Origin of the sequence: Legionella pneumophila subsp. fraseri (assembly GCF_000586315.1) — a bacterium.
GTDB lineage: Bacteria > Pseudomonadota > Gammaproteobacteria > Legionellales > Legionellaceae > Legionella > Legionella pneumophila_B.
Window position 1 is genome coordinate 98,520 of sequence record NZ_KK074225.1, and the last position, 11,919, is coordinate 110,438.

Consider the following 11,919-nt stretch of genomic DNA (forward strand, 5'->3'; position numbering starts at 1 on the left):
AAAGATCAACAGAACCAGAATCAGCAAAATCAGGACAAGCAGAACCAAGATCAACAGAACCAGAGTCAGCAAAATCAGGACAAGCAGAACCAAGATCAACAGAATCAGAGTCAGCAAAATCAGGACAAGCAAAACAAAGATCAGCAAAACAAGGCTGAACAGAATAAAGATCAAAATAAAAAAAATGACAAACAAGAGGGAGAAATTCAGTCCGGGTCGAATCAGGAGAAACAACTTGCCAAAGAGCAATGGTTGCGATTAATACCTGATGATCCGGGTGGATTAATGAGAGAAAAATTTTTACGTGATCATTTACGTAGAGAGCGTGGGTGGTACCAATGAAGAAATTAATGCTATGGGTTCTATTGAGTTTATTTTCGTCAGTATCATTTGCTGAAATCAAAGTCGAGCTTGAACCTTCTCAAGTCACGATGGGAGAAACCTTTAAATTATCCATTACCCAAGAAGATCAACAGGGTGGAGGCGTTCCCGATCTGACTGAATTGCAAAAGGATTTTGTGATTTTGGGTACAGAAAGGCATGTCAACTATTCCATTATTAATGGGCAGGCGCAATCACAAAGTCAGTGGGTTGTACTTTTGAGAGCCTTAAAGCCAGGCATTTTTACTATTCCTCCAATAAAAGTAGGTCTTGAACAAAGTCTTCCCATCACTATCAATGTTCAGGCTAATGCCAAAACACAGGCTTTACCTGATGATGCTATTCAAAAGCAGGACGTTTTTCTGACGGCTGAAGTGAATGAGAAAAAACCTTATGTTAATCAACAAATTATTTATACGGTCAAATTATACAATAGCAAACGATTGTTAGATGCTGATTATCAAGGTCCAAAAGTGGATGATGCCTTGTTGATTCCGTTAGGGGATGCGAAACGTTACCATGCTGTTCATAACAACATTAATTATGTTGTTGAAGAGCAAACTTATGCGATATATCCGCAAAAAAGTGGCTCTTTGAAAATCATATCACCGACTTTTAATGCTCTTGTTTATGATTATAACCCCCAACGCATTAAAGCGACGGATAAAACGATAAATTTAACTATCAAACCAATCCCTGATAAGTTTCAAGGCAAACTATGGTTACCGGCAAAGCAAGTCAAGTTATCCGAGCAATACGAAAACAGCAATCAGACTCTTAGCCAAGGAAGCACTTTAACACGCACAGTGACATTGGAAGGAGTAGGCATTCCAGCTCAATTATTACCTTCTCTTGCCTTTGATGAAACCAATTTCTTTAGCGTTTATCCAGAGAAAGGAGCCGAACGTAATCAGGTGAAACAAGGTGATCTGATTGGCAGTGTTGAAATCAAGGTCACTTATTTATTCAATAAAGCAGGTAAAACGACAATACCCGAATTGCGTCTTCCCTGGTTTAATACTGAAACAGGTAAAGAAGAAATCGCTGTCTTACCTCCAAGAAGTTTGGATATTATCCCTTCAACTTCGGTCAAGACAAATACTGCGAACCCTCAAGTGACCGATAAAGAAATTTCAGCCAGCAGTCAATCATTGCCAGATTCTGACTCGGTTTCCAATGAATCAGGACGTTGGGCTGTGGGACTGGCAATATTTTTTGGTTTGGCCTGGTTACTCACTTTAAGTTTATGGGTATGGCAAAGACGACCAAGAGATTCATCCAGTAAAAAGGAGTATAAAAAAGCGTTGGATGCTTTAAATAAAGCTTGTAATGAATGTAATCCCAAAAAAGCTCGTGATGCGGTTTTAAAATGGGCCTCTGTACAATGGCCTGATGCTCCAATACTTAACTTAACTGATTTAGCACAATTGGTAAGGGACGTGCATTTAAAGAAACAATTGCATCTGCTTTCACAAGTATTGTACCGAAGTCAGGAAAAAACGTTATGGCGTGGGGATGAATTATTACGAGCGGTGCATGCAGTGAAACGTAACGAATCTGTGAAAAAGCGAAAAAACAGTAAGTTACCTCCTATTAATCCATTGTAGAAATGAAATCCATAGAAAGGGATAGTCTTTGTCTGTTATTCCTTTACTGTTAATGGGGACAACTTATTGACAGGATGTCCCAATCTCTTCGGTTAAAATATTTTTTGCCTTGACCTTGGGGTTTTTCGTCCTGATTGGAGCCGTCATAGAAGTATCGCAGTTGGGATAAGCTCTTCAGACGATTAGGCTAACAAACAGCTATAATGTTATTGATAACCTGGTAAAGAGTAATGCTCTCCCTTTATAAAGCTATCTGGCTATTGTAGGAATTGAGTATGCATGTTAATGAGTACATCCATTATGATGTGCATGAGCTCGCTAAACTCATCAAAGATCAACAGGTTAGCGTTGAGGAAGTTTTGCAGTGTGCACAAGAACGCCTTTATGAAGTAAATCCTTCATTAAATGCCATAGTTACAGATTGTTTTGAATATGCGCATCAATGTCTTGGGAAAATGAGAGGCAATGAACCCTATTATGGAGTCCCTCTATTAGTCAAAGATCTGGGGCATGCGATAGAGGGTATTAGACTAACTGAGGGTTCAAGGTTTTTTGCCAATAATCTGGCTGAAACGAACAGTGATTTAATTAATAAATTGATTACCTTGGGTTTTGTACCTTTTGCAAAAACAAATACCTCAGAATTAGGTCTTTCCTGTGTTACTGAATCTCGCTTATTTGGACCTTGCAGAAATCCTTTTGATGCTATGAGAACTGCAGGAGGGTCTTCTGGTGGGTCTGCCGCTGCAATAACGGCAGGGATTGCTCCTGTGGCTACGGCAAGCGATGGTGGCGGGTCGATTCGTATTCCAGCGGCTTGTTGTGGCTTGTTTGGATTCAAACCAACATCAGGTCTGGTTCCCTCAGGGCCATGGGTTGATGAGTCATGGTCCGGGATGGCTACCAGCTTTATACTCACTCGTTCCATTAGAGATACTCTCGCGTTATTTAAAAATTTAATAAACCCAATGCGACTTAACAAATTATCGAGAAAGAAAAAAAAATTGCTCATTACTGAGCTGAAAGGCGCTTTTGCTGAGGTTCCAATTGCAAAGGAATGCCAGGACGCAGTGGAGAAAATAAAAGAAATCCTGAAAAATTCAGGCCACAGATTAAATGAAGTGCATTTGCCATTAGATCTACAAGCTATAAGCTCATGCGCCCATACTTTAATTGCAGCAAATACGTATACAAAAGTAAAAATTCAAGAACAGATCAGTGGCAGAAAACCAATGATTAATGAACTGGAACCCATAACATGGGAATTTTATTACAGAGGAAAAGCGGTTTCCGCCTATGAATTAATTGTTGCCAAAAATAAACTATACCAATTACTTAGGCCTTTGCATCAATTATTGGAAAATACAGACATTGTATTAACTCCGGCATTAGCTCAATTACCATTGTTAATAGGCCAACTGCGAACCGATGAGGAATTCAATAACTATCTACAAAAAAAGAAAGAGTTTTCCCCCTTTACTTCCTTGTTTAATCAGGGCGGATTACCTGCTATGACTCTACCGGTTATGTTCCACCATCATTTGCCTGTCTCTATCCAAATGGGTACGGCAAAAGGTAATGATTGGTTATTGTTGGAATTGGCTCATGAATTGCAGTCTATGCTGCCAAAAAATATCACGCCTGCATCAATTCCTGGATGCTGATTTTTTGCGAGTTTTCATTTATCCATCCTTATGTTAAGTTAACTGTAGTTTTTCATCAAAGTAAGAATAAGTGATTGTTTTTTATAGTTATAGTCGCTTGAATTTTAAAGAATCGATTGTCTACTTACCGCTGCTTGTCAGCAGTATCCACCCAGTGGGTGCTTAATGCATCGTTTAAAAATCAAGTCACTATATTTTTTCGATTTCAGGGCATTTTGCGTAGACAGAAAATAATTCCAGTTTGAGTGGTTGTAGTTAACAAAGGTAAGTTGTAAATCGATTTCACCAAAGAGGATTTCAATGAAGACATTACCATCCAAAGTAATTTTTATAGGAGCAGGCCCTAGTGGCTTATTTGCAGCGCGTCGATTAAAGGAAATAGCAAAATTACAAAATAAGACAGTAGAATGTATATTCCTTGAACGTGAGCCTGTGGTAGGTGGTAAATGCCATACTTATTCTGATGCTGATTACCCTGAGTTAAAAACGGAGTGGGGAGCTGCATTGGTTGCCCCCAATTATGGTGTTGTTCTTGATGCATTATCTGAGCATGGCATTGAATTCGAAAAAGTCATGCCAACGGCCTCTGAAACGATAGAAATCAAGCAATTATTTGAAAAGGCCAGTTCTTTAGAAAAAATAAGTATGGAAATGAATTTGCTTGGAGAATTATGGACTTTTAATAGTGACTACGATGTTTATAAAAAGGCAAAGCAGAATAAAAAAGCACTTCCAAATAAATTGTTAGTCCCTTTTTCTGAATATTGCAAGCTAAACAACATGCTGTATTTACCTGTTTTTTTAAAGCCATTTGTGCCTGGATTTGGTTATGGGGATTTAAATTTTTGCCCAGCTTATTGTGTCCTTGAGTACATGGGCAAACTAACCATGCCGGATATTCTTTTGGCTGAACAATTCATTGGCAGGCCTTCTCTGTTAGCAATACATGGTGGTTTTCAACTTTTAATGGAAAAAATTGCAGAACAATTTGATGTGCGTGTCAATGCTGCTGTTTCCCAGATTAAGAGAGAAAAAGATAAGGTTACGGTGACTTATGTGCATAACGGCATCGAGCAAACCGAAACTGCCGATACTTTGGTTTTAGCTACTTCGCCAAGAAATTGGGAGTCTCTGGGCTTGGATTTAACTGAAGTTGAAAAGAATTGTATAGTGAGCTTGGATTATTATCGCTATCCGGTTGCTGTTTACAAAATCAAGGGATTACCACCGCAACAATATTTTTTCACAAAAGCGCTTGAGGAAACAGGTTTTGGACATTTGGCACTTATCACAACCAGAGATAACCGGAGTAATCCCGATGACGGGCGCTTGTGCACGGTTTATGTCAATTTGCCGCCTAATAACAAGGAATTTAAATTTGATCATGAAGCGCTAAGAAAAGAATTGGAATCAATCCCGGGAGTAACTGATGTCACGGTTATAAAAGATAAAATCTGGGAAGATTACATGTCAACTCTTCCCTGGGATTTGCGATTGCAATTGGATAATGAACAGCAGCGTACCAATACTATGTATTTGGGCTCCTATGTTTTGGGAAGTTTTGAAGACGTAGCCTGTGTGGCCAATAAGGCAACCGATGCCATGACGGAAATGTATGCTCCGACTATGCGCTATGAAGAAGATTTCAGTTGGAAAAATGTGCATAGGGCCTGGCAGTTTTTTACTTCACCAACGAAATCCCCACTGGCATCGTTGGAGAAGCCTGTAATGTTGGATGATCACTGTAACAGGCCTTAGATCATAAGATAAAAGTGGTACATTTATCGAAGATATTGTACATAATGCTCGCTATTTGTAGAATAGTGTATTATAATTATAATCACTTGTTCTATGAGCATTATTGGTTAAAATCTTGTTTTTCGACAAACTCCTTCCTCATACTTACCTTGGTCGTGAATTTCTCTCGATAATTACATTGTATTTTTTCTCTTATCGCTCGTTACAAGTGTTTGTTTAATTTTATTTGGAACTTTGAAATGTCTGTGAAAGAAACTGGCCACGTTAAGTGGTTTAATGATGATAAAGGTTATGGCTTCATTAGTCGTGATAATGGTCAAGACGATGTATTTGTACACTTCCGCTCTATCGTTAGCAGCGCCGGGCGCAAAACTTTGTTAGAGGGACAACGTGTGGAATTTCTTGTTACTAAGGGAGCTAAAGGTTTGCAAGCAGAAGAAGTAACTGCTATATAATCCCGTATTCACTGAATTACCTTCCTTTATTGTTTGTCTCAAAGCGACAAAAAGGAAGGTGGTTTTTTAATGCCAATAAATCGCATTGATTTTTCAATTATGTTTTACTTTTTCTCTTAAGAATTTGTACTGAGACCTGCTTGGTATAAAAACTGGCAGTAAGATAACGATATTCCACTTTATTTTCTTTTACCCATTCTTGAAACGCTTTAAATTCATCCTGACGCCAATTGATATTGCCAATGTATTCATCGAATACTATGATAGTGCCAGGAACAATCTGAGAATTTAATTCGTTGAACACCAATTTGGTGGAAGAATAGAGATCACAATCGATATTCATAAAAGCGATGGGTTCCCTGTGATTTTTTTTAAAATCGGGCAAAGTCTCATTAAACCATCCTGCGATTAGAGCGACATTATTTGCAAGGGATGGAATTTTACCGTAGGTGGAATAGGAACCAGCTTTTTCATGGTGCCAATCTTCGGGTAAACCTTGAAAACTGTCGAATCCAAAAATTTTGCGTTTGGGAAAGAGTTCGGCAATATGGGAAATCGAATAGCCGAACCGTACTCCAAATTCCAGTATTAAGCCTTTAGAAGGAACCTGTGGCGCTAATAAATCAAATGTTTGATAAGTTGTCCCGCTATGCAGCAAATGCTTGTCCGAATGTTTATGAAGATAATCAGCCGCATCGATGAGATCAAAGCGTTTGAAAGAGCGATAAGTATCTATCGGTGTCTTGTTTAAGCCGTCGAGGATATCAATTGCAATTCGCTGGCAGCAAAAATAATCATTGGCTGGTATGCGTTGAATTGCCCTGTCTAAAAGCGCTTTTACTGCTTTTTTATCATTTAAAGCCAGATATACCGCATGAAGTAAAATGGTTATATGTCCATCCTTGTCTGTTTGTTCAAGTGGTTCAAGTAAGAAGCGCGCTTCCTCAATTTTATTGAGATCAAGCAAAATAATTGCTCTTGCCCAACTTGTTTTAGGAGTATTGAACTGATTTACGTGCGGGAATAGGGAATATGCTTCTTTTACCCTTCCTTGTTGCCTTAGAGCATAAAGGTAATAGGCGAGGCTTTCGCCATCCATTTCTTCCATTTTAAATGATTCAAAAAGCTTGCAGGCTGAAAAGGAATAATTAGCGTGGGCCAGGGTTTTTGCCGTCATTAATCCTATGTCTGTTTTGAATTCACTGAATAAATAAGCTTGCCAGTACATGGCTGCTGCTTGAATGGCTTTACCCATGCGCAGCAAAACGGTTCCCTTTTGATAATAAGCGCCAGAAAACTGAGAATTTATGGCCAAAGCTTCTTCATAAAATTTTAAGGCAAGTGGCAGATCCCCTTTTTCTAAAGCTTTGTCTCCCTCGGATTTAATCACTAAAGGATCTTGTTGGGTCATTTATTTTCTCCGGTACCTACTTCTATATCATAGTATTTTTTATTGGGAATGGAGTTGTATTCAAAAAATCTTTATTAATCAATTTCATGAAAAAATAATTGCTGGCATTCATATCCGACTAGGGTATAATGAGCATACCAAAGACAAGCCAGGATGTCTTAATGATAAAACCAATCACCCTGCTTTTGCTTTTTTGTTCTTTCACTGTTAATGCCTCAATTCTCGTCAATGGTACTTTCGAAGCAACAAAATCATGTCCTGCTTTCCTTTCCAAGAATCGTAAGTCAAATCCTGATAATTTAATGGTTGAGCCCAACCAGAAATATCAATTAAAAGAAATTAATAAAACCAAACCGGATTGGTTGCGTATACAATTTTCAGACCATCAACCTAATCTGCGCTGGGTGAGTGTTGATTGCGGGGTCATTGAATACACTGAGCGTCCAAAAGCAAGCTGCGATCTTACTCCCGGGATGGCTGATTCTTATGTGTTGGCTTTAAGCTCACAGCCAGGTTTTTGTGAAACTTATGGGTATGAAATAGGTAAACCAGAATGTTTGAAATTAACAAAGACAGCCTATCAGGCCAATCATTTGATCCTGCATGGATTATGGCCTAATCAAGAAGCATGCGGCCATAATTATGGCTATTGTGGAATAAGCCCTCGAACAAACCATTGTGATTATTCTCCATTGGATTTATCTTCTGATGTTGCTCAAAATTTAAAGAAACTTATGCCGAGTTACAATTATGGCAGTTGTCTGGAGCGCCATGAATGGAACAAACATGGGAGCTGTCAGGATTTAAGCACAGATAGTTATTTTAGTTTGGCCATGCGCTTAACTACAGAAGTTAATAATACAGAGTTCGGTCAATATCTTACCACTCATCGTGGTGATACTGTAAAATTGACTACTTTGCGTGAATTGATTAAAAGATCTTTCGGGGAAAACAATACAGGTAAAGTGACTTTAAGTTGCAAGAATGGGATCTTGGTGGATATTTATGTCCAATTACCTGCTCTCATACCTTTTAAAGACTCTCTAGAGTCTTTGGTTGATAAAGCCAGCCACTCACAACACCATGATTATTGTAATAGCAATGTCACCATTTCTGATTTTAGTAATGAAAAATGGTCATAGTATTCAAATGGAGGAGATGACTCGTTCACAAAACTTTTTTTAAAATAATATGGCATTGCTTCCTTATAGGAGACTGCCTTGCACATTGTCAAAACTTCCTCTAATGTAGAGAGATTATTGATATAGGAATACAGATTATGCTAAAGCGGTGCTACTTATTGATTTTACTTATGTTTGTATTGGCAAGCTGCGCCCATCATAAACCGCAAACACCTCCAGCAGAGGTTAAAAAACAAGGTACCAGCAGTACACGGCAGTTTCGCCAAGTGTCATCGTTCAATCAAATCGTAGTTCAGGGACGACTGAACGTTAATTTGCATACCGGGTATAATAAGCCAGAGGTCATGTTACGCGGTGATCCCAGAGATTTGGTTCAAGTAAGAACGATAGTAAAACAAAATACACTCTATGTGTCTTTGGGCCAGGGATACCCGGATTATGGTGCTGTGACTGTGGATATTAAAACCAAATTCCTCAACCGGTTTCGCTATGAGGGCGCTGGCCTTGTGACAGGGAATAATTTACGGACCAGCTACTTGGACTTGTATTTGGCGAACGAAGGCACCACCAGACTGGCAGGAAACATTGGGTTGCAAAAACTCGAGGCAGTCGGTAATGGCGTGACACAAATCAATGGTGTATCCAGCAGGAATTTGCAAATCGTATTGAAAGGAGATCCCAAAGTACTGATATCTGGTTTTGTCAATCTAAGACAGCTTGATATGTATGGGAAGGGTACATTAAGTTTGTATTGGATAAAAAGCGATACTTTAACCATTAGAGCAAAAAAGGCCGCCAAAATTCAATTGGCTGGAATTGTGAATCGGCTGGATGTTGAATTATGGGATTTTGCTCAATTTAAGGGAAAATATTTACGAGCTCAGCGTAGTTTTGTGAAAACCCATGATAAATCCATGGCGGAAATTTCTGCTGTGAATCATCAAAGCAGCCTTGCTACCGATGCCAGCGATATTTACTATTATAACTTATCAAAAACTCGGGCTGATTTCATGGCATTTAATGGTTCTGTGCTGGATATGCGCGAATGGAGTCAATCTGATCTAAAAGATTTTGATAGATACAATAAGCAGTTTCCCTAGCATTTATTCAGGATAAAAGAGCTAAATTCATTAGGGTAAACCCTTGGTGAATTTAGCTTGCTATAAATTACAGTTGAAACGGAATTCCAATGTTGACTTCAAATCCTTCCTCATCGGATGTAAATGGGTAATTAGGGGTATCTTCCATCACCCAACTAAGGAAAGAGGGAGAGACATCCTCGTAGGACTCTTCATCGCTATAATTTCCAATAAGTAATAATGAGGCTAATCCTGTAACGAGAATAGCAATTTTTGATGCATTTAATTCATCATTTTTTAATGAGGCATTATAAAAAAACATGTTTAATTTCCAAAGAACAAAATGAGTCGTTAAAATACAATGATTTTTTTTCTTATTCAATATCTAAATTGTTATAACGAGTGCAAGTCCAAATACCAGGTTGTTTGATTGGTTACAAATCAATCATGGCAATTTTTGATTTCCCTTCATTTGCTTTTATTAATACAATCAATAATTTCATTGAGATCGTTGTCTAGTGGCAGTACGTGAGCGGAATTTTTTAGCCAATGTATTTTGACATTAGGTAAATCACAAAATAGTTGTTCTACTTGTTGAGAAGCAACTACTTGATCATGAGTCCCAAGAAAAAGATCTGCTGGGCAAGTAGGGGGGAGCCATTCATATTCCCGAGCCAAGGTTAGCATTTCAATGATTGTGGAAATGGGAAGTTTTCTATAAGCGATTTCGGCATGCTCATCGGTGATAATATTCCCCGCGGCGTTGCGAAGTTGCCGAAATCCCAGGCACTTAAGAACCTGGGCTAATTTCAGCATGGCGTTGATGCGCATGTGTAGTTTTAATGCGGGAGCCAAAAGAAAGAGGTGATTGATAGTAAAGGATTGACTTAATTGACAGGCTAATAATCCTCCCAGGGATAACCCTAAAACATCAACTTTTTGATATTGATTTATTAAGAGTTCACAGGCGTTTTTTGCTGATTGAAGCCAATCAGTTGCTGTGGATTTTGAAAAGGCTTCTATACTTTCAGCATGCCCAGCCAATATAGGACAAAGGATGGCATTATAATTTTTTAAATTAGGAATCAGATATCGGTAAACTGCCGGTGAAGAAGAAAAACCATGCAATACCAGTAATGCTCGTTCTGTGCCTTTGCCTTGTTGATTGACAGGGGAGAGGAGATTTGCTTCTTCCGAGCGTAATTCACTAAGATGTTTTCCGCGGCGCATATACCGAAAATCATTGATTTTCATAGAGTAGTCATTGTTCATTGTTATGCCATGTGGTTGTATAATAATTGACTTGATTGGGAGCCAATACACTTTCTAGGAAGAAAGTGTATTATCAAACATAAAAATGTAAAAGTTATAATTGTATTAGTTTAATTTTAGTATAAGTATTGTGCTATTTTTCTTTCTCGTAAAAGACTGGAGTCTGTTGATAATTCGAGCCAGAACTTACGTCCCTCGCCTTGTGCGCAGGATCCCTGGACGTCGTAGATAAACCATGGCACGTTGGCATTTTGGATTGAATTGCCAAAGGTTAATTTAAGAGCAATCCATATTAATAATTATTTTTGGTTATAGAATTATAGAGATGACTTTAATTTAGTAAAATTTATGTAAAATTCTATATCATATTGTCTTTAATTAGGTCATTTATCTTACTATATTAAGTAGCAAATAAAAAATATATTCCTGGATAGATAACCTGGAAAAGTAATCTCGGACAAAATCTTGATGAGGTACTATAATTTAGATATCAACAGATAGGGTAAATTAACATGGCAGAAACTCCAAAACCCAAATCACAGACACCAACGCCGAAACCAAAACCGAAACCAACGGATGAGCAACCTGTTGAGCCCGGTCCTCAACAAAGTACACTGGGGAAAGTAGGCAGTGTAATCGGAGGACTTGCTAAAAAAGGGCTTGGCAAATTGGCTGACAATATAGGCAAGCAATTTGGCGCAAATGCCCCTCAACCTGATGCTGAAAATAAACCTGCGGAAGGACAAAAATCAGGTAATGACAAAAAAGATCCGGAAATGGAAATGCTTGAAAGGTATATGCAACTGGTTGAACAATGGCAGGGTCTTATCAACAAGCCTTTTTATTGGGTAGGTGGCAAAATCTCAGCCGGCGCCAGTTTTCTGGTAGATAAAGCAGTGGAAGGGATTAAAAATAAACTGGCTGGTTCGGAAGAATCCAAACCAAGTCCCAACTCCTCAACACAACAATCCAGTTCCAGCTCGAATTCCAGTTCGAGTTCCAGCTCCAGCTCCAGTTCTAGTCCGAGTTCGAGCAGTACTACTCCTACGCCTACTTCGTCAAGTAGCGGTAGCGACAGTCAGTCCTCATCACCGCCAACAACAAGCAGTAGCAGCGGTAGCGACAGCCAGTCCTCATCACCGCCAACGGA

The 11,919-nt window shown here is 38.8% G+C and carries 9 protein-coding genes and 2 pseudogenes; 8 read left to right on the top strand and 3 right to left on the bottom strand.

The window, feature by feature from the left end:
- From CC34_RS1000000117555 to CC34_RS0112085, 5 genes and pseudogenes are all read left to right on the top strand, one after another.
- Nucleotides 1-342, top strand: a pseudogene (locus CC34_RS1000000117555) (tetratricopeptide repeat protein); the annotation flags it as partial.
- Nucleotides 339-1,988, top strand: coding sequence for a BatD family protein (locus tag CC34_RS0112070; RefSeq protein ID WP_028379573.1), 1,650 nt, complete (start codon nucleotides 339-341; stop codon nucleotides 1,986-1,988). The pseudogene CC34_RS1000000117555 and the gene CC34_RS0112070, both read left to right, overlap by 4 nt.
- Before the next feature lie 275 nt (nucleotides 1,989-2,263).
- Complete coding sequence (locus CC34_RS0112075) at nucleotides 2,264-3,652, top strand: amidase (protein ID WP_028379574.1); 1,389 nt, start codon at nucleotides 2,264-2,266, stop codon at nucleotides 3,650-3,652.
- A gap of 300 nt (nucleotides 3,653-3,952) precedes the next feature.
- Nucleotides 3,953-5,410 carry an FAD-dependent oxidoreductase gene (locus tag CC34_RS0112080; protein WP_028379575.1) on the top strand — a complete coding sequence of 486 codons (1,458 nt, stop codon included), beginning with the start codon at nucleotides 3,953-3,955 and terminating at the stop codon, nucleotides 5,408-5,410.
- A gap of 239 nt (nucleotides 5,411-5,649) precedes the next feature.
- Nucleotides 5,650-5,865 carry a cold-shock protein gene (locus tag CC34_RS0112085; protein WP_011216684.1) on the top strand — a complete coding sequence of 72 codons (216 nt, stop codon included), beginning with the start codon at nucleotides 5,650-5,652 and terminating at the stop codon, nucleotides 5,863-5,865.
- Between the two features lie 97 nt (nucleotides 5,866-5,962).
- On the opposite strand, the gene CC34_RS0112090 is transcribed toward CC34_RS0112085, so the two are convergent.
- Nucleotides 5,963-7,276, bottom strand: a complete 1,314-nt coding sequence (locus tag CC34_RS0112090) for a class I SAM-dependent methyltransferase (protein ID WP_028379576.1) — start codon at nucleotides 7,274-7,276, stop codon at nucleotides 5,963-5,965.
- A 161-nt stretch (nucleotides 7,277-7,437) separates the two neighbouring features.
- Between CC34_RS0112090 and CC34_RS0112095 the strand changes: the two genes are divergently transcribed.
- The gene (locus CC34_RS0112095) at nucleotides 7,438-8,418 is read left to right on the top strand and encodes a ribonuclease T2 family protein (RefSeq protein ID WP_028379577.1); all 981 of its coding nucleotides are present in this window, start codon (nucleotides 7,438-7,440) and stop codon (nucleotides 8,416-8,418) included.
- 137 nt (nucleotides 8,419-8,555) lie between these two features.
- On the top strand, nucleotides 8,556-9,518 hold the full coding sequence (locus CC34_RS0112100; RefSeq protein ID WP_028379578.1) for a GIN domain-containing protein: 963 nt from the start codon (nucleotides 8,556-8,558) through the stop codon (nucleotides 9,516-9,518).
- 67 nt (nucleotides 9,519-9,585) lie between these two features.
- Here the strand turns inward: CC34_RS0112100 and CC34_RS0112105 are convergent, their stop codons facing one another.
- Together CC34_RS0112105 and CC34_RS0112110 are read right to left on the bottom strand one after the other, a co-directional pair.
- On the bottom strand, nucleotides 9,586-9,819 hold the full coding sequence (locus CC34_RS0112105; protein ID WP_028379579.1) for a hypothetical protein: 234 nt from the start codon (nucleotides 9,817-9,819) through the stop codon (nucleotides 9,586-9,588).
- Between the two features lie 146 nt (nucleotides 9,820-9,965).
- A complete protein-coding gene (locus CC34_RS0112110; protein ID WP_028379580.1) occupies nucleotides 9,966-10,751 on the bottom strand; it encodes an alpha/beta hydrolase in 786 nt (261 codons plus the stop codon).
- A gap of 530 nt (nucleotides 10,752-11,281) precedes the next feature.
- On the opposite strand from CC34_RS0112110, the pseudogene CC34_RS01000000116580 reads away from it, so the two are divergent.
- Nucleotides 11,282-11,919, top strand: a pseudogene (locus CC34_RS01000000116580) (hypothetical protein); the annotation flags it as partial.

Excerpts from the sequence above, each read along its gene's own strand:
- CC34_RS0112070 (WP_028379573.1), top strand. The coding sequence starts at position 339 with ATGAAGAAATTAATGCTATGGGTTCTATTGAGTTTATTTTCGTCAGTA.
- CC34_RS0112075 (WP_028379574.1), top strand. The coding sequence starts at position 2,264 with ATGCATGTTAATGAGTACATCCATTATGATGTGCATGAGCTCGCTAAA.
- CC34_RS0112080 (WP_028379575.1), top strand. The coding sequence starts at position 3,953 with ATGAAGACATTACCATCCAAAGTAATTTTTATAGGAGCAGGCCCTAGT.
- CC34_RS0112085 (WP_011216684.1), top strand. The coding sequence starts at position 5,650 with ATGTCTGTGAAAGAAACTGGCCACGTTAAGTGGTTTAATGATGATAAA.
- CC34_RS0112090 (WP_028379576.1), bottom strand. The coding sequence starts at position 7,276 with ATGACCCAACAAGATCCTTTAGTGATTAAATCCGAGGGAGACAAAGCT.
- CC34_RS0112095 (WP_028379577.1), top strand. The coding sequence starts at position 7,438 with ATGATAAAACCAATCACCCTGCTTTTGCTTTTTTGTTCTTTCACTGTT.
- CC34_RS0112100 (WP_028379578.1), top strand. The coding sequence starts at position 8,556 with ATGCTAAAGCGGTGCTACTTATTGATTTTACTTATGTTTGTATTGGCA.
- CC34_RS0112105 (WP_028379579.1), bottom strand. The coding sequence starts at position 9,819 with ATGTTTTTTTATAATGCCTCATTAAAAAATGATGAATTAAATGCATCA.
- CC34_RS0112110 (WP_028379580.1), bottom strand. The coding sequence starts at position 10,751 with ATGAAAATCAATGATTTTCGGTATATGCGCCGCGGAAAACATCTTAGT.